15 protein-coding genes are annotated in these 18,069 nt (G+C 51.7%); 7 read left to right on the top strand and 8 right to left on the bottom strand.

Translation table 11 applies throughout. The annotated features are described in order from the left end of the window. Positions 1–138: 138 nt before the first annotated feature. The 4 genes from HBA49_RS07780 (at position 139) to HBA49_RS07795 (ending at position 4,160) form a co-directional block, all read left to right on the top strand. Positions 139–1,032 carry an ABC transporter ATP-binding protein gene (locus HBA49_RS07780; RefSeq protein ID WP_005527438.1) on the top strand — a complete coding sequence of 298 codons (894 nt, stop codon included), beginning with the start codon at positions 139–141 and terminating at the stop codon, positions 1,030–1,032. Next, positions 1,025–2,590: a hypothetical protein gene (locus HBA49_RS07785; RefSeq protein ID WP_005527285.1), complete on the top strand. Its 1,566-nt coding sequence runs from the start codon at positions 1,025–1,027 to the stop codon at positions 2,588–2,590. The genes HBA49_RS07780 and HBA49_RS07785 overlap by 8 nt, the downstream gene beginning before the upstream one ends. Before the next feature lie 152 nt (positions 2,591–2,742). Further along, complete coding sequence (locus HBA49_RS07790) at positions 2,743–3,174, top strand: hypothetical protein (protein WP_005523491.1); 432 nt, start codon at positions 2,743–2,745, stop codon at positions 3,172–3,174. After that, entirely contained in the window at positions 3,171–4,160 is a 990-nt protein-coding gene (locus HBA49_RS07795; protein WP_005523493.1) for a hypothetical protein, read from the top strand. Before HBA49_RS07790 ends, HBA49_RS07795 begins: the two co-directional genes overlap by 4 nt. Before the next feature lie 364 nt (positions 4,161–4,524). On the opposite strand, the gene HBA49_RS07800 is transcribed toward HBA49_RS07795, so the two are convergent. The 4 genes from HBA49_RS07800 to HBA49_RS07815 form a co-directional block, all read right to left on the bottom strand. Beyond that, on the bottom strand, positions 4,525–7,146 hold the full coding sequence (locus HBA49_RS07800) for a S8 family peptidase (protein WP_005526980.1): 2,622 nt from the start codon (positions 7,144–7,146) through the stop codon (positions 4,525–4,527). Next, positions 7,143–8,105, bottom strand: coding sequence for an AAA family ATPase (locus HBA49_RS07805; protein WP_005527332.1), 963 nt, complete (start codon positions 8,103–8,105; stop codon positions 7,143–7,145). The genes HBA49_RS07800 and HBA49_RS07805 overlap by 4 nt, the downstream gene beginning before the upstream one ends. A gap of 166 nt (positions 8,106–8,271) precedes the next feature. Continuing rightward, positions 8,272–8,742, bottom strand: a complete 471-nt coding sequence (locus HBA49_RS07810) for a hypothetical protein (RefSeq protein ID WP_005523497.1) — start codon at positions 8,740–8,742, stop codon at positions 8,272–8,274. Positions 8,743–8,869: 127 nt separating this feature from the next. Continuing rightward, complete coding sequence (locus HBA49_RS07815; protein WP_005523498.1) at positions 8,870–9,856, bottom strand: BtrH N-terminal domain-containing protein; 987 nt, start codon at positions 9,854–9,856, stop codon at positions 8,870–8,872. Between the two features lie 213 nt (positions 9,857–10,069). Here HBA49_RS07815 and HBA49_RS07820 point away from each other — a divergent pair, with 213 nt between their 5' ends. Further along, the gene (locus HBA49_RS07820) at positions 10,070–11,785 is read left to right on the top strand and encodes an N-6 DNA methylase family protein (protein ID WP_005523499.1); all 1,716 of its coding nucleotides are present in this window, start codon (positions 10,070–10,072) and stop codon (positions 11,783–11,785) included. On the opposite strand, the gene HBA49_RS07825 is transcribed toward HBA49_RS07820, so the two are convergent. From HBA49_RS07825 to ychF, 4 genes are all read right to left on the bottom strand, one after another. Further along, complete coding sequence (locus tag HBA49_RS07825) at positions 11,782–12,828, bottom strand: hypothetical protein (RefSeq protein ID WP_005523501.1); 1,047 nt, start codon at positions 12,826–12,828, stop codon at positions 11,782–11,784. The genes HBA49_RS07820 and HBA49_RS07825 overlap by 4 nt on opposite strands. A 172-nt stretch (positions 12,829–13,000) precedes the next feature. Further along, positions 13,001–14,020, bottom strand: coding sequence for a hypothetical protein (locus HBA49_RS07830; protein WP_005523503.1), 1,020 nt, complete (start codon positions 14,018–14,020; stop codon positions 13,001–13,003). 31 nt (positions 14,021–14,051) lie between these two features. Next, the gene (locus HBA49_RS07835) at positions 14,052–14,531 is read right to left on the bottom strand and encodes a DUF3995 domain-containing protein (protein ID WP_005523504.1); all 480 of its coding nucleotides are present in this window, start codon (positions 14,529–14,531) and stop codon (positions 14,052–14,054) included. 27 nt (positions 14,532–14,558) lie between these two features. Continuing rightward, on the bottom strand, positions 14,559–15,665 hold the full coding sequence (gene ychF / locus HBA49_RS07840; protein ID WP_034996250.1) for a redox-regulated ATPase YchF: 1,107 nt from the start codon (positions 15,663–15,665) through the stop codon (positions 14,559–14,561). Between the two features lie 236 nt (positions 15,666–15,901). On the opposite strand from ychF, the gene HBA49_RS07845 reads away from it, so the two are divergent. Together HBA49_RS07845 and metS are read left to right on the top strand one after the other, a co-directional pair. Further along, entirely contained in the window at positions 15,902–17,548 is a 1,647-nt protein-coding gene (locus HBA49_RS07845; RefSeq protein ID WP_040432256.1) for a sodium-dependent transporter, read from the top strand. Then, positions 17,545–17,721 (top strand): methionine/alanine import NSS transporter subunit MetS, encoded by a 177-nt coding sequence (gene metS, locus HBA49_RS07850; protein ID WP_005527178.1) that lies wholly within the window; start codon positions 17,545–17,547, stop codon positions 17,719–17,721. Before HBA49_RS07845 ends, metS begins: the two co-directional genes overlap by 4 nt. Positions 17,722–18,069: the final 348 nt, after the last annotated feature.

The following is an 18,069-nucleotide window of genomic DNA, read 5'->3' on the forward strand; positions in this document are numbered from 1 at the left end:
GCGTCTAACTTGCCTATCATCACCGCATCCTCATGCACCCTCAATGCCCACAGGTTCCCTTCAATAACCTAAAAAGGCTGTTCAGACGTTATATATTAATGTTTGCAAGCAATATAGAACCTGCATACTATTAGGAATATGAACGCTTATCCGATTGAGATTTCGCAGCTCAGCAAGGATTTCGGGAAAACCCGGGTACTCAACAACGTCAACCTCACCGTCGCCCATGGCACAGTCCACGGATTCCTCGGACCCAACGGCGCCGGCAAATCCACCACCATCCGCTGCCTCCTCGGACTCATCCACCCCACCACCGGAACCCTCCGCATCAATAACACTGACCCCACCAAAACCACCATCCACAACGTCGCCTATGTCCCCGGCGATGTGGAACTCTTCCCTAACCTCACCGGCAACCAAGTCCTCGACACCCTCGCCAAACTCCGACCCACCAGTGACAACAAGAAAAAACGCGCCGAATACATTGAACGATTCAAACTCGACCCCACCAAAAAAATCCGCACCTACTCCAAAGGCAACCGGCAAAAAGTCATGCTCATCGCCGCCTTCGCCGCGAACGTCGATATCCTCGTCCTCGACGAACCCACCTCCGGACTCGACCCACTCATCGAACAAACATTCATCAACATTGTTCGAGAACGCCGCAACGAAGGAGCAGCAATCCTACTGTCTAGCCACATCCTGTCCGAAGTCCAAGAACTCGCCGATGACATCAGCATCATCCGAAACGGCACCATCGTCGAATCCGGATCCTTGAAACAACTCGCCCACATCCGCGGCGTCCGAATCCGTGCCACCAACCCGGACTACGACCACATCCATGAACAAGACAGCGTCAACCCCACCCTCCAACACCTCATCGACCAAGGCGCATCAAACATCACCATCACCCCCGCCAGCCTCGAAGAACTCTTCCTCGAATTCTACCAAGACGGACAAGGCAACCAGGGCGGGCAGGGCCAAACCCACGGTAACCAAGGCCAACAACAAGGAGGGGCCAGCCGTGCTTAACCTCATCCAAATCCACCTGCGTACCCACCGCTTCTTCCTCCTCGCCTGGCTCACACCACTCACCTTATTCTTTGCGTCCATGCCCAGTGCCTATAGCAATAGCTACACAGATGCAGAATCGCTGGCCAAAGTACAGGAACAGATGAGTAATTCATTCGGCCTGGTAGTGATCTACGGGAAAATCCCGGAACCGTTCAACTACGCCACCTGGGCTGTTTGGGAAACCACTAGCTGGGGATTCATCCTTGCCGCAATCATGGGCCTATTGCTGGGGTCCAGCGTGTCCCGGGGTTTGGAGGAAAGCGGCCAGGCGGAACTGCTGCAATCTAATGGCCTCTCCGCCGGAGTACTTCGCCGCGCCGCACTCACCGTCACCATCCTCACCAGCGTCTTGTGGGGCGTGCTGGTGGCAGTCAGCCTCTGGGCAAATGCCGGGATTTCCAATGATTTTACTGCTAATGGCAGCCTTCTCACCGGATACTCCGCTTTCCTCCTCACCTGCTTCTTTGGCCTGCTGGCCATCATTGCCGGGGAAGCGTTCGGTTCGGTACGCGCGGCCCGGCAGGCTTCCTTCCTGGCGATACTCATCACGTTTAGCACGCGGGTTATCGCCGACGTGTACGACCACCCTTGGCTACATTGGCTCACGCCCTTTGGCTGGGTCAAAGTAGTAAAACCATATCAACATGACGGAAACCAATGGTTGCCCACAATAATATTCACCGCAGTCCTCCTGCTCATGTCCATTCCTATTATTGTGGTCAACCGGGATCTGCATTCCCAATGGGTGCGGCTGCGGTCCCGCAAATACCGCGCCGCCGGCTGGGGCCCATGGTCGCTGTGGTGGCGACTCCAGGGACCCGTCATCGTATGGTGGGCTGTTGCCATCATTTTTACTTCCACCGGATTTTTCGCAATGACCGGGGAAATGAACAGCGTATTTGAAAACTCCCCCGGAACAGCAGAGCTAGCGGCACAAATGGTGCCAGATTTGCAGAATGCGTATGCCTACATGTCCGGAATCGTCGTGGGTCTTATCGTGTGCTGCATGACGATCCAACTAGTGCTCGCCGGGCACAAAGCGGAAAAGCAAGGATTAGTCACGCTCATTCTTACTACCGAGCAACGCCGCCCCATGCTTTTTCTCCAAAACTTCCTCTACACGATGATTGCCACCATCATGACCCTAATCCCCGCGGCCTTTCTCTCTGCATACGCTGCCATCGCTGATTCCCACGTTTCTGACGATCAGTTCAGTACCGTGGTGTGGGCAATCATTGACCTGATCGCACCAGCGGTAGCATGCTGCGGTATTTCGGCATTATGCTTGGCGATTCGGACCAGCATCATCGCATGGCTGGTAGTGGCCACCTCAGGTTTCTTGTCGTTCTTCGGGTCGTTGCTAAAACTGGATAAGTGGGTGTTGGATTTGTCGGTGTTTGCGTGGGCTCCGCATACGGTGGATCATTATCGTGGCGCGATTGTGCTGTTAGCGATTGGGCTAGGTTCCTTGCTAGCGGGCACCGTGATTTTCGCTAAACGAGACATCGTGGCGTAGAGAGTAAAAAGCTTATTTGGTAGTGATCCTAAGGATTGCCCAAAAATACACCAACACCTTAACCTCCAAATCGCACATCAGATGATCTTATATCTATTTCACTGGTACCCTAGGAAAGAACAACTGATCGACTATGGGTATGAGGTGGTTCCGTGACGCAGCTTCCGCCGTCGCAAAGCATCGACGATGACTACACGTTCCGGCTACTGGGGGTCCTCACCGCGGCCGGGCGCGAAACCGCCGAAGGGTGGAGCGAGATAGGATTGCTTATCAATTTCGACCCCAACACGTACGAACTGCGCACATTCAGCAACGTTGTGTGGCGCGGCCAGCACTATGATTCCTGGATTACCGATGCACTGCAAAACGAGCTGATAAACACGGCACTCGGTTGGCTTAAAGCGCTTTACGACGCCGGGTATCCGCTCTGGACCTCCATGTTTCTGGGAATAAATTCCGATAAGTATTTCTTATGGGAACCCAGCTATGAGGCAGATTTCGGCCCGTGGCGAGTTGATTTGGAGGGCGACAACTGGCCTGCAGTGGCGGCCGGGCTGCGGAAGATGGGAACAGATACGCAATGAGCCAAGAAGAACAACAAAAGCGAAATGACGATGCGTGGACTGAAATCTGCGCCGCCATAAGCTCGCCAGAAGTGGAGCTATTAGAGCTGCTCATAAAGGATGATAGTGGTGATCTTAATGAAGCAGTCGAATACCTGTTTGGCACAGCTGTGCATCAAGGAACGCTGTACGACATCACCTTACCTGTCCTGCGATTCTGCATTCGCATGCTTGACCAGTTCAGTCCTGAGGCAACGGAGTGGGTGGTGGTATGGATCCAATTGGTTGGGAGCATTATCCGGGACGTTCCCGAAGATCCATACGCGATACAGTTGCACAAGGAGAACGCTTCCGTGGTGGAAGCCTTGCTTGCGCTCGACGCCAAGAAAGGTGGCGAATACTATACGCGGGCTTTAGGAGCATGGGCCTGGTATTTTGACGCAGAAGATGAGCTAGCCTACAGGGTTCGTGCCCGGCTCCGGGGATATCCAGTCGATGGTGGCACTGTTGCCGCGTTAGGGGCCTGGGGCGGAGACACCAGCGCCTACCTCACCAGCGATGACCTGGGCGTACGAACAGCTGCCGCTTTTCATGACCGCAGCGAGGCGGGGACAGCTGCGCTAATAGAAGTATTATCCGACCCGAAAACTGAAGACGTCTGGGAGCAAATTATCGAACCAGATGGGCGGATTGATGATGTGGTGGAAGAACTGGTTGCCCGCGATCTTAGCGGGATTGCTGAGGCAGAGCGCACGCGTCTGGAATCTCTGCCTGTATTCTGCCTCTCCATCTACTACCAGCCGTGGAAACCTTTCCTGCAACTCATTAACATAGGAAATGGCAATGGGGTATTGAATACGGAAGCAACCGCACGATTCCTGGGCGCTGTGGTAGACGATGACAGTCTCTGGTACAACGACCCGTACACAACTGACGCGCTCAAAAAAGCCGGACTGCCTTCCAGTAGGAAGGAGTTGCGGAAATTGGTAAAGAGCATGAAGGACTAGCCTGCCCAGGTTCTTCTCCCCCACATCCGCTACCCGCCCACGATGACGCGCCGCGTGAGCCCTCGCCGCCCGGCGGGGATGCCCACGGTCCAGGCGGATTTGTTGCGTATGAGCAGGTTGTCTAGTCATTGCTTTCCGATGCGCTGCAAACTGATAACCACGACACTTAGTTGGCTTAAAGCGCTTTACGACACCGGGTATCCGCTCTGGACCTCCATGTTCCCGGGGATAAATTCCGATACACGCTTCTTACAGGGCCCAGCGACACAGAAGATTTCGGCCCCTGGCAAATTGGGTGGGAAGGCAATAACTAGCCTTTGGCAACGGCTGGGTTCCAGACGATAGCTGACTAAAATATTCCTCATTACCCTTGAACTCGACCCCGAACATGATCCCGAGCTCGCATTCGAAGCGCCATTCTAACCTCATCATAAATAGTGGTTGAAGTTTGTTCCGCAGTCTCAACTGATGCCACTAAAGCATACTTAATCTCTTCTTTTTTGCGAAGATGCTGCGCATCATCCATGCATTCAACATGAATAGAGAAAGCATCTCCCTCTGCAAAAGTCATGGCACGAGTTCCTTCAATTATTTCATGCTGAAGGCTGCCTTTTTTTACCATATTAGGCTCCGCCTCAGAACGCTTAGCCGTTTTCGTACCATCTTCCTTATATTCAAAATATACTTTTGAACCACGATATTGATTAAGCGTACCGACTGTTGGCGCTGCAAATGCAAGTGTAACTGTAAAGCGATGCCATTCTGCTTTGGAACGAAGCGACAGGGGCAATGGAAGACTGTAAGTATGCCGTTGATCTTTAGTAATGCTTCCGCCTGCAATCACCACTGCTCTATTCCTTGCCGAAAAACCTAAGCGGCTAGGATCAAGACAACCATAGCCCAGAAGTGCAGTTAATTGTTTTCGAATTTGTCCTTTGGGTAGATCAAGATCTTTACCAAGATCTTTTTTCCATTCTCCCCAGCTGCTGGCATGTACCAAAAGAGCACGGACAAGGAGGGGATGATATAGGGCATCGGGTAAATTATTCTCCGAATTTCCTTCTTCTAAAATATCGAAAAGCTTGCTAGCTTCATGTGTTACTAAAGCAGCAGCATTACTCGTTCCAATGCAAAACTTTGTGCCATTGATTGCGCCTCCTCGACTAGGAACGGCGGCACGCACCCCTGGCCCGACTACAGAGGAATCTGCAATCTCTAAAACAATATTTCCTTGCTGTTCTGGTGTTATTACTGGGCGTTTATACACCACACGTCCACCCATATAATACAAATCTGGTTTAATGGATCGATTGATACCAGGCCCTCGCCCACTATAGTGTGCGGGAAAATTAGCACGATTGACATCTAAAACGGTATCCGGGACCTTAATAGCATCTGCCTTATCATTATGTGTAGCACCTATAGTTAAGACATTGATGGCATCACCTGGCGAAAGAATTCCCAACAACAAGGAATTATTAAAGGTTGCTTGAACTGCTGCAGTTCGCGCAGATTCAATATTGCTCAGGGCCTCAACAGGGATCGTGATCGGAATTTCATTATGGTTACCAGCACTCACGATAAATAATAAATTATAATTAACTGCAAGCCAATCAAGCACTCTTCCGCCGGGACTCATCCTGCGAGTAAGCACACGGGCTGGGTCACCAATAGACAGATTAATAATACGTACGCTAGGCGCCACGGCCTCACTATCTCCATCGCCCTCCATAATCCTTCTAACTGCTCTAATTAACAGATCAGGAAATAAAACATTGGAGATTACCTGTTCTGTGCAACCAATGCCTTCTACAGACTCCATAATTGGACGTACATAAAGAGGCCTATCCAATGGGGAATCAGGCTTATTTAAATCCCCATGGATAATTAGTGACGCCATCTCAGTACCATGCTGACGCTTTATTACCGGATAATGATTTTCAAGATCATCGGGATCATCTATTATTAATCGTCCTCGGAGAGCACCATGATTCGAAACAGGCAATCCATCAAGCAACGCAACCCTTGGCTTTCCTTGAATTCGCTCCCCCTCATTAAGAGCAATGCCTTTTATTAGATCATCATCAGCGATTGAATCATTATCTTGCCACCCAAGAGCCATTGGCCTATATGGGCTAACAAACATGATCTCATCAACTGTCAATAGTTGTACAGATTCAGCACCTTCAGCTAAAAACAATTCCACTTGCTGTATTGGCAACTCAACTAAAAGCGCATGGTAGTTAATTTCTGGGATTAGGGCTCTGCTGATGACTTTTCCAGCCACATTCGATACATTATTCCTAACAATCTCTTCAGCTTTAATCTGCTTGATTTTATCTTGTCGATACCATAATTCCACTTCAACTTGAACAAAACTCTGGGAGTTTCCAATTACTTCAAGTCGTTCTTTCCATTCCTCATAGAGACCTGTTTCTTGAATCCGATCTTGTGGGCCCCAATGTCTAATAGCAACAAGTTGTTGAAACATTTCTTTGAATTTATAAAGCCCACGATCCAATGTCACCTTTGGATCCGACTTCCATTTTTCAAAAAGCTGCAAGAGCTCCTCAATAGCCGCCATGTTGGACATTACGAGATACAAGGAATGTGATACCAGCTTGTCAGTTTTGTTTCCTTCCTCATCCTTTAAATAAAAATCGTCATCTGGTTCCGTATCATCACCTACGAATTCAGATAGGAATTCGAGTCCCTCAATCTTGTTGATGGCATTGCAAAAATCTTTGACGCTACCAGCGAGGTCAAACACAATAACTAAATTTGGATCGACTTCATCCGGGATACCAACCCCCATTTTTGCCCGCTGAGCCTCAAAAGTTGCAACTAGCTTACGAAATTGCGGTTCAATCCGACTTACTTGACGACTTGAATTTGGCGTGACCAAATTCGGAAACCCTTTTTTCCGTTTACGTTCTCCCACTATTGCGGGCCCAAAGGCAAGAAGTGGTCTTGATTCACTGGTCATTGTGTCACCTGTTCACGGCGATGCTCAATACGTTCTCGTGCAATACGACGCATATTAGCATCTGGAGATTCCAAAATTGCACGACGGCGAACGTCCAAGGCAAATTCTTCTAGTTCAGCAAAGCTAGCACCAGCAAGTTTATCAGCTAGAGTTCGTGGCGTGTACCCAAGATCTCCACCAAATCGAGAGGCAAGTTTTTCCAAAAACCTGACAGCCTGCGCACGTGTAGGCGTCGCAAGTTTAACCTTAATTTGGAAGCGCCGCCATGCTGCACGATCCAACAATTCGCTGTGATTAGTCGCCCCGATAAAAATGACATGCGCCGGAAGTCGATCGATCTGCAGCAAAAAGGTCGATACTACGCGCTTGATTTCGCCTGTTTCATGCTCATCAGAGCGTTCTTTCGCAATGGTATCAAGTTCATCAAAGAACAACACGCACCGACGAGTCCGCACAAATTCGAATGCATCATCCAAGCGAGCCGCAGTTTCACCAAGAAAACTAGAGATAATATTTTCGTACCGAATAACATAAAGTGGCAGCATCAATTCAGCCGCAATCACTTCAGCTATAGTTGTCTTTCCATTACCTGGTGGACCTGATAGCAGCAGTCGATTCCGAGGCTCAATACCATAGCTACGAAGCAGATCACCACGTTGTTGCTCCTCGATAAGCTCAGTCACCACACGACGTGGAATGGGCGCCAATTCCATATCATTTAGCCGCCGCTCGGGGGTGACCTTATAAACGAGATCATGCACTGTAGCAGTGCGATCATCACTCATGCCCTGGCTACTTTGCCCTGTTGTGGTAATAATTTCAGATAATCGATCAGCAAGAAGATGATGCTGTTTAGCCCGCTCCTCTGCGATTACCGACTCGACGAGAACTTTGAAACGCTCCCGGTCACCTTGTTTTTCTGCTGTTACAAGGTCCAGAAGCAGGTCAGCACGTGCCACAATCCCTGCCTCCTTCAAATAGATATTCCACTTAACTCTCGTGTGAGTTTACCGACAAGCACGTAATTTTACTGGTAAGCCGCACTATAACACCCCCGTAAGACATTTTTCTAGCAGCTACTTTGCCACTTCAATTTCCTGGCTCTTGGCTCTCCCCCCACATCCGCTACCCGCCCACGATGACGCGCCGCGTGAGCCCTCGCCGCCCAGCGCGGATGCCCACGGTCCAGGCGGATTTGTTGCGTATGAGCAAGTTGTCTAGTTCGTCAGCACTGGCGTCGGGCAGGCGGGCGAGGAGATAATCTGCCACTTGGAGGCCGTCGGCCTGGTTGTGCAGGATGTACATTGCGGTGGCTATGTGTTGGCGGCCCATCCGGGAATTGTTGCCGGAGCCCATGCCCCACACGCGGTAGTCGTCGAGGGGGACGCTGAGTTCTCGACAGAGCGTTTCCATCAGGGTGTTGTTGAGGGCAATGGTGTAGCCGCGGTGACCTGCGGATTGCCGATGTTCGGTGAGGGCGGCTTGGATCCATTCCCAGAGGGCGGACGCCATTTGTTTGGGAACGCCTTCATATAGGGCTTTGCAGGTGACGTACTTTGTGGAGTTGGTTTCTAGCGGTCGCCAGATTTCGTCCATGAGTCACCCTGCCATCTTGTCGCTTCCGTACTTTGGCTTCACTCCCACCCTACCTGTTGCGAGTGGCGGATGAGTGCTTTTGTCGCCTGATGGTGTCGCGGCGTGGCGCGGGTGGGGCCTGTTAGGTTTAAAGCAGGAGTTGCATGGCTGCTTGTTCCTGCTTCGCCAAGGATTTCAGCAGTTCTGATGCTTGCTCAACGTAGGTTCGGTCACCGGTTGCGCCGACTTGTTCGAATAGCGCGATCACCTGGGACCAATCGTGCGCAATGTTTACGAAGGCGTTGTGGGCCGCCTTGATGTTCTCCGCCCCGGTGAGCTGGTGGGCTTCCTGCAAGAAATCCCGGTACATGTTGCGGAAGAGGGCCCCACCGGTGCCGGCACGCTCCATGAGCATGGCGGTGGTGGCAAACTCTTCCTGCACATTATTGGAGGTATCATACCAGCGCAGGATTTCCCGACTGGTTTTCTCGATACCCTTATAGCACAGGTTTTTAATGGGTGGGTTGAGGTAGGTCGCAGCATTCTTGCGGATCGCAGTGGTGACTGTCTCCGCAAGGGTTTCGCGGGTCATAGGCTGCGGGTGCTCGGGGTCGATCGCCAGGGTGAAGTACCGGTTTCGTGACGACATAGGCCCTTTCTCATTGCGGGCCAGGGCCAGGCTTTCCAGGGACGTTACGACGGTCGTGCCTTGCTGCTGCGTGTCCACCAGAAACGCCTGGTGGTCGTCGTATCCGCGAATGGCAACATAATGGCCGGCAAAGTGGGTGGGTTGCGAGAAATATTCCAGATGATAGCAGTCCAGCTTCAGGCCGACCACGTGGCCAGCGTCGAGAAGCTCTTTGACCATCCGCCACGCTTTGGCCTGCGAGGTTGTTTCCTTAACCGTGAGCAGTAGACCAAGGTTTGTGGCAATGTTTTCGGTGATAAGGTCTGGTTTTATGCGACCGCCAAGGAAGGGAAAGTCCATGGTTTTCATTTTCCATATGGTGTAGGCCAGCCCCTCCCCCAGGCCGAAGAGCATGGGTTCGCTCAGGTGTATGCCGAGCTGCCCCAGCAGGGTTCCCACGGTGGTGGTTTCGCAGTGTTGACCCACGAATGGTTGCGTGTCGATCATCACGATTCTTGCTTTCCTTCCGATTGCGCAATTTCGGCTAGTCCGCGCGCCACTAAACGTTGGCGTGCGACTACCGCCGACGTTAGCAAGCGGGGCGGACATGAAACGTGGCGGGGCACTGCGAGTTGCGAAGGTTGGGGGTGTCACCTGAAGGTTGCGGTAGACTGCGGTGTGGTCACCATGGAGCAGCGAAGGACGTAAGGAACATATAAATTGCCGCAGAAAACTAATCGGGCAGCCGCGAACGTTAAAGTGCACGGCCAGCACTACACGCCCCCAGAGCTTGCGGAGTTTCTTGCCGATCATATTGTCGCCGCTGCAGATCTGGATAGGCCAGAGTTGACCATTATTGATCCTGCTTGTGGCGATGGAGAACTCCTGGTTGCGGTTGCACGTTCGCTGAAAGATGCTGGTTATCTGGGCATTCTTAAGCTCATCGGTTACGACATTGATGCTGCCGCGGTCGAACAGGCACGTGCGAGGCTGCGTGACGTCAACCGCGACGCACAGGTAATTCAGGGGGATTTTCTTCTGCATCAACGGAATCTGCCAACACATTCGGTGGATATTATCATCACGAATCCACCCTATGTTCGAACACAAAACTTGGGCCATGAGACGGCACAACTCCTAGCCGAAGAATTCCATCTCACTGGTCGGGTTGATCTCACGCATCCTTTTGTTGCTGCTAGTTCCCGGCTGCTTACGGCACATGGCACGTTGGGGTTGTTGTGTTCGAACCGGTTCCTGACTACCCTGGCCGGCGAGAATATTCGCCGCACTTTCATGGCCGGTGACCTGCATATTGCCGAGCTCTACGATCTTGGCGACACAAAGCTGTTCCAGGCCGCGGTACTTCCCGCCATTGTCATTGCCACTCGCACCGCTTTACGACGCGAACCCCCACGGTTTGTCAGCGCCTATCACACCCCAACCAGCAGTTCCACCACTAATCTGGGGCTTTTCGACGCTCTGGATACCCCCACCAGCAACGTTGCAGCCCATAACGGCAAGCTTTACGACGTCCGGGTCGGCACCCTCCGCATGCCCGATGACACGAAAACACCGTGGCGGCTTTCCGACCCTGCTGCAGATGAGTGGCTTGCCACAATCAATACTGCAACCTGGCGATCTTTCGGCGATGTGGCCAAAATCCGGGTTGGTATCAAAACCACTGCGGACAATGTGTTTTTAGCCAATGATTGGGAGCACCGCGCACCTTTAGTGGAGGCGGATTTGTTGCACCCACTCATCACTCAGCACAATATCACCCCCTGGGCCATCTCACCGCATCTTACTATGCGGGTTTTATACCCTTATGACCTCACCTCGGAGAAGCGACGTGTTCTCAATATTGATAACTGGCCCGGCGCGAAATCATACCTGTTGCAGCATTATGACCAGTTGAGTGGTCGCGCCTATGTGGTCAAGAGTGGGCGTGAATGGTACGAAATTTGGGTGCCGCAACGGCCAGCATTGTGGGCGGCGCCGAAGATTGTGTTCCCTGATATTAGTGACACTCCGCGTTTCGCGTTAGACACGTCGGGGGCAATTGTGAATGGGAATTGTTATTGGATTTCCCTGGCGGATATTGGTGATGAGGATATTGCGTATTTGATGCTTGCCGTGGCGAATTCTTCGCTGGGGGTGCGGTATTACGATGAGGTGTGTGGGAATCGCTTGTATTCGGGGAAGCGCCGGTGGATCACCCAATACATTAACCGGCTGCCTCTGCCCTGCCCCGACACGGATGCGTCACGTGAGCTAATCGCCTTGGCGAAGCGGCTCGTGACAGGGAGGAACGCTACGGGAAGCAAGGATGATGCTGTTGGGCGGTTGGATGAGCTTGTTGAGAGGGCGTTTACGGAATCTTCAAAACAAAATGAACTGGATAGTAAGGATACGACTGCCCCATTGATGCTTTTCTAGCCAGAGAACCAGGAAGTAGGCAGACGTAACTGCAATTTTTTATTTGTAGTAAGTCCACCAAATTGACGATGTTCTTGAAAGAAATCAGCACCTGTGACAACAACCACGTGAGTGATCGTAAAACTACTGTTATGTCGATCTGCGTAAAAAATTACATACCGTACATCTCGACCTGAAAACATTCCGTTCGTCGATGCGAGTGGTGTATTAGAATTTGGTAGTTCTAAGCCTAAATCAACTGTTCGAGCAAGTTGTAGCTTAACTTCAATGAGCTGAGATAAAATATCGGGAAATTGCCCATTATCTGCAAATTCAACCATGCCTAATTGTTTGCATACTTCTTGGTGAATTACTGCTCCACGATTTCGTTCTTGGACAACTCCTGGATCTTCAAAATCACGCCCAACGATTGGAAGCACCCGACGATAAACTTCCTCAATAGTTAATACCTTGCCAACCTCTGGTTGATTAGTAGGCAACCCTAATATTGCCTCATCAGATGGCTTAAGTGTTTCAGTGAAATACGCTGTGTCTGAAGTCGATACAAGCAAAGAATCGTAGTTTTCACTGCGTCGTGATGCTTGATATTTCGAGGTAAGAGTACCCGTATAGTCATAGTGCGCAAGGTCTGCGCCAGTAATTACTCGCACATTGGTGATACTTTTATCATCAAGAATGAGAATGACGTATCGTCTTGCCGTATCAATCTCTTCATTCCAAATCTGTAGATTAGTTGATTGCTGTGCATAAACATCAATCAATGGATGTGGCAATCGTGGGCTTACCCGCTTAAAAGATCGTGGCGCTTGGTATCCCAGGGCTTCGCAAACAAGTGTTTTAGCAATACGTGATCGTGTTCTTACTGCGAGTCCTGCTAAATCAGTGCGTCCTATAAGCTGCTTTTTCAGCAGAGCTTCTAGCTGGACTACCGTAAAGAAATCATCAGATTCAACATTGGTTGGCGAGTCATAGACACTAACCCCTCTTTGTTGAATAATGGCTCGGACCTTTTGTGCCTCTCGCAATAAATTATCTTGCTCCATCTGAGCTCCAATATTTCTGGTTGCAGTTGTCAACAAACAGAATAACGCTTTTGTAGCGCTTGAATTGAATGGCAAGCCCTATTGGCGCAAAATTTCGTAAGTCAAAGGTGAGGTATATCAGGCTTATGGTACACCTCAATAAACTTCAACACCTCAGGATCTGACTCCATACCTACCAATCTATTTGTTCAGCATATGCGATCAGACTGGCAACAAGCATCATCACTTGGATGCAATTTTCCTTATTATATTGGTCTACTGAAACAGCATGAACACTCGCATGACGCGAATAACGATCATTAGGAATAGAGTCTCCTCTACTCGCCCAAAACTGCTCATGTGCATGCCAGATCGGTAGCCATACGAGTGCATCTCGGATCTCCATAGCTTTTATTTCATCTGGAACACTAGCACTCCGTTGGTGTCCAATGATTTTTCTTCGATTTTCTTGATCTGGATAAAAGTAGGAGATTAATGTGTCTAAAATGACTGTAAATAAAGCTTGCGCGGCATAATAATGACCAGCATGCATTGTGGCAATGCCATCTTCAATGAAACCACGTAGGTCATTAATTACTGTATTCCTTGCTTGTTTGAGTATCGCAGCACAATCCACAACAAGAGACTGGCAGAATTCGCCTAATATTTGCCGTCTTCCTTGACGATCTTTTGCTTCTAGTAATTTCAGCACAGCATCACGATCCCGCGGTATAGCATAAAGAGGGATCCCTTCTTGCTCTATGAATTCACGGAAGTCACTAGTTTTAATTTTGTCTGTGCATTCTTGTAAATTAGATGGTAATTGAGCGATATTGGAATCATCAAAATCCTCAAGAAGCTGATGAAGAACCTCCTGTAGATTCTTTACAGCTTCCCCACAATTACCAATAATTGCTTTTCTCAATGGCTCAAGATCAAAAACTTGAGTTTGCGACAGAAATGAGTCATGTATTGCTCTTGACCCCAAAAAAGGAGGAGTACTTAAAATAAGCTTTTCCGGAAACTGGCCATTAACCTTAGTCGATAATAATTCACCATATGGCCCAAAGAGCACTTCCATATTTTTATTGTTCTGCATTCGGGTTACCTCAGCTAGCTTTTCAGCTGGCATAGATAACCTGCCAATAATCTTATTTGATAATAATTCACTATATGACTTACCGAGTGCTTCCACATATTTATTGATCTGCATAGAAAACAAGCCCTCCTACTTAAGTGTCCTTTCAAACCTTGTCAGCGTTGACTTTACTCCAGCGCTGGTAGGCAATTGTTGCGGCTAGCACCAGGATGCCGCCTACCCAGAAATGCGGCATCCACAGGAATATCCGCCACCAACCGTAACGTGAGAGCGATTCCCCCGCCAGGAGCTTTATGATTCCCGGCGCGGAACCGACCACCCCATAGGCCATGAGCAGGACCCCCGAGACCCAGCCAAAGGCCAGCCGCAGCCAGCGAGGCACCCTAATAGTGTCCGGGTATAGGAGGGCGCACCCGAAGACGACAAAACCCAGCTTCACCAGCCCAGAGATGAATACAACAACAACGAACCAGGTGGGTCGTTCCTGGGCCAGCCGCAGCCCATCTCCTTGAAGGACCGTGTCGACCAACCATGGGGAGCCCAACGCCCAGGATAGGCTGATGCTGCCGAAGAAGCCCCACCATAGCATCATGGTGATAGCTAACGCCCGCGGCCACCCTGGCATTTCGACCCCTCTCTTTATCAAAACAGTTTACTTCTTCTTCCCCCCAGACGCACGCCCTGATTTGAATTCGACTACGTCCCCGTCGGCCATGACATATTCTTTGCCTTCTTGCCGTACCTTGCCGGCGGCGCGGGCGGCGGCCATAGAGCCGGCGGCGTCGAGATCGTCGAAGGACACGATTTCGGCTTTGATGAAGGCCTGTTCGAAATCGGTGTGGATCACGCCGGCAGCCTTGGGGGCGGTGTCGCCCTGGTGGATGGTCCAGGCGCGAGCTTCTTTGGGGCCGGCGGTGAGGTAGGTTTGCAGGCCCAGGGTGTTAAAACCCGCCTTGGCGAGCGAGTGGAGGCCGGGTTCGGTTTGGCCGATGGATTCGAGGAGTTCCTGCGCTTCGTCGTCGTCAAGCTCTAGCAGTTCGGCCTCGGTTTTGGCGTCGAGGAACACGCAGTCGGCGGGGGCCACCAGGTCGCGGAGCTCTTGCTTTTTGGCTTCGTCGGTCAGGACTGCTTCGTCGGAATTGAACACATACAGGAATGGTTTGGCGGTCATGAGGTGCAGGTCGCGGACGAGCGCCAGGTCGATTTCGCCGGAGCGGGCGGCGCTATAGAGGGTACGGCCGTCCTCCAGGATAGTTTGCGCGGTTTTGGTTGCGGCCACTGTGTCGGCAAGCTCTTTGTTTTTCCGAGCTTCTTTCTCCAGTCGCGGCAGGGCTTTTTCGATGGTTTGCAGGTCGGCGAGAATCAGTTCGGTATTGATGGTATCAATGTCGCTGGTGGGGTTGACTTTGCCGTCCACGTGGATGACGTTTTCGTCGGCGAAGGCCCGAACAACCTGGCAGATGGCGTCGGCTTCCCGAATGTTGGCGAGAAAGGCGTTACCGCGGCCCTCACCGTGGGAAGCGCCCTTCACGATGCCGGCAATATCGACAAAGGAAACAGTGGCGGGCAGGATTCGTTCGGAGGAGAAAATTTCGGCGAGCCGCGCAAGGCGGGCGTCAGGCAGTTCGACCAGCCCAATATTGGGGTCGATGGTGGCAAAGGGATAGTTGGCGGCCAAGACATCGCTACGGGTCAGGGCGTTAAAAAGAGTTGATTTGCCAACGTTGGGCAGTCCGACGATTCCTAGGGTTAAGCTCACGGGCACAAATTTTATCACGCTTATTGGCGCCCACCCACGGCGACGGTCGTCGACAAGCAATGCACCCATTTGGAGCTAACTATCTATTGCCACAGATTCACTAACAGGGGTAGTTTAGGGGCAAAGCTATTCTCATAAAGTGGGACAGAGTTTCCATTTTTTGGGACAGAGTGACTAGAATCAGCACGATATCCCGCAAGGGAGTCCTGGCACAAAATTACTGGAAAGGGTGTCTCATGACACAAGAAGCTGCTCCCACCCAACGGAGAGAGGTCTTTTCGACCCGTTGGGTATTTGTGCTTGCCGCTATCGGTTCCGCAGTGGGGTTAGGCAATATTTGGCGCTTCCCCTACGTGGCCTTCGAAAACGGCGGTGGCGCATTCCTCATTCCTTATCTCATTGCCCTGCTCACCGCCGGCATTCCCCTGCTCTTTCTCGACTATGCGATGGGGCACCGGTATCGCGGGTCTGCGCCGCTCATCTTCCGACGGTTTAAGAAATGGTCAGAACCCGCCGGCTGGATCCAGGTGGGAATCTGCTTCTTCATCACCATTTACTACGCAGCAATCATTGCCTGGGCAGCCCTCTACACCATCAAATCTATCACCCTAGCCTGGGGTGACCAGCCGGAACAATATTTCCAGAAAGAATTCCTCCACCAGGACGCCACCCATGTGCTGTCCACCGAATTCGTGTGGCCCATCTTTATCGCCCTTGCCGTCGTGTGGATCGCCTCGATCATCGTGCTTGCCATGGGTGTGGATTCGGGCATCGGGAAGGCATCGAAGATCTTTATGCCCATTCTGACCGTGCTCTTCGTCATTGTGGTGATTCGTGCCCTGTTCCTGGAGGGCTCCGCCGACGGCTTGAACGCCTTCTTCACGCCCAACTGGTCGGCACTTTCCAACCCATCGGTGTGGGTCGCCGCATACGGGCAGATTTTCTACTCGCTGTCGGTGAGTTTCGGCATCATGATGACCTACGCCTCCTATCTCAAGCCACGTACCAACCTGACCGGTACCGGCATGGTGACCGCGTTCGCTAACTCCTCGTTCGAAGTGTTGGCAGGCATCGGCGTGTTCTCGGCACTGGGGTTCATGGCGGCCCAAAGCGGCACCACCGTGAAAGATGCGGCCTCCAGCGGCATCGGCCTGGCGTTTATCGCCTTCCCCACCATCATTAATGAGATGCCGGGTGGCGCCATTTTCGGTGTGCTGTTTTTCGGCTCGCTCACCATCGCCGGCTTCACCTCGTTGTTCTCCCTGTTCGAGGTCGTGGTGTCGGCCGTGCGCGACAAGCTGAATCTGCCGCGGAAGCAAACCGCCATCACCATGGGTGTCATCATGGCGATCTTGTCGCTGGCACTCTTCGCCAATACCGGCGGCATCGTCAACCTCGACATCATGGACAAGTTCACCAATAACGTTGGCATCGTGTCCATCGCCCTCATCCTGATCGTGATCCTGGACTGGGTACTGCGCCGCATCGACGAATTCTCCACCCACCTCAACATGGTGTCGTCCTTCCGGGTGGGCACCATGTGGCGGATTTGCGTGGTCAATATCACCACCCTGGTGCTGGGCTTCACCCTGTTCCAAGAACTATTCGGCCTGCTCAAGGAGCCATACGGTGGCTACACCACGACCCAGGTGGGCATCTATGGTTGGGGCGTGCTCGTCATTATCCTGGTGGCAGCGGCCATCCTCACCACAATGAAATGGCCCGAGGGCGTGCCGCTTGACGGCCCGCCCGGCTCGGACTTCGGCGTCGACCCCGAGGTGGAACGGGTACCGAAGATCCCGCAGCAATACAAGCATGACGAACGGCCCCGGATCGCCGGCTTTGCTATCGAGCAGTACACAGACGAGGAGTTGCACTCATGACCGGCATCGCAATCACCATGATGATTATGTTCATGATCGTCATTTGGGGTGGACTGGCAGCCACGCTGGTGCATTTACAACGCCACCCCGACGAACAATCCGGCCACTTTGGCACGCACCCGCTCACCACGGATGAGGTGCTCATCGCCCAGGAAATCCGCGACGACGTGTAACGCAGAACCCAACCAGGCGCCCGGGTGGCCCCGCCACCCGGTTATGACCGCCGTAATCAACGCCCATGCGATGGGCCTGGGCACCGTGGGGGCGTCGATAAGCGACCGGCCACCACGGACCCTGGCGATGATATGAATAAGCGACACCGAAATAAATGTGGCATAAATCAATGTAATTAATAATAGATCGCCAAGATGCTCCATATTTGCAGCCCCAATTGGTACCCCCAATCCAAAAACCATCGCACCAACCAGCACAATCCCATATAGTGGAATTGAATAGCGCCCCATCTAGTCACTGCCATTAACAATCCAATGGCCAATTACTCCTTTCGTGGGGGTTAAATT

Source organism: Corynebacterium matruchotii (genome assembly GCF_011612265.2).
GTDB lineage: Bacteria > Actinomycetota > Actinomycetes > Mycobacteriales > Mycobacteriaceae > Corynebacterium > Corynebacterium matruchotii.

Bases quoted from the DNA above. Each gene is read 5' to 3' on its own strand.
- HBA49_RS07780 (WP_005527438.1), top strand. From the start codon at position 139: ATGAACGCTTATCCGATTGAGATTTCGCAGCTCAGCAAGGATTTCGGG.
- HBA49_RS07795 (WP_005523493.1), top strand. From the start codon at position 3,171: ATGAGCCAAGAAGAACAACAAAAGCGAAATGACGATGCGTGGACTGAA.
- HBA49_RS07800 (WP_005526980.1), bottom strand. From the start codon at position 7,146: ATGACCAGTGAATCAAGACCACTTCTTGCCTTTGGGCCCGCAATAGTG.
- HBA49_RS07810 (WP_005523497.1), bottom strand. From the start codon at position 8,742: ATGGACGAAATCTGGCGACCGCTAGAAACCAACTCCACAAAGTACGTC.
- HBA49_RS07815 (WP_005523498.1), bottom strand. From the start codon at position 9,856: ATGATCGACACGCAACCATTCGTGGGTCAACACTGCGAAACCACCACC.
- HBA49_RS07825 (WP_005523501.1), bottom strand. From the start codon at position 12,828: ATGGAGCAAGATAATTTATTGCGAGAGGCACAAAAGGTCCGAGCCATT.
- HBA49_RS07830 (WP_005523503.1), bottom strand. From the start codon at position 14,020: ATGCAGATCAATAAATATGTGGAAGCACTCGGTAAGTCATATAGTGAA.
- HBA49_RS07835 (WP_005523504.1), bottom strand. From the start codon at position 14,531: ATGCCAGGGTGGCCGCGGGCGTTAGCTATCACCATGATGCTATGGTGG.
- HBA49_RS07845 (WP_040432256.1), top strand. From the start codon at position 15,902: ATGACACAAGAAGCTGCTCCCACCCAACGGAGAGAGGTCTTTTCGACC.
- metS (WP_005527178.1), top strand. From the start codon at position 17,545: ATGACCGGCATCGCAATCACCATGATGATTATGTTCATGATCGTCATT.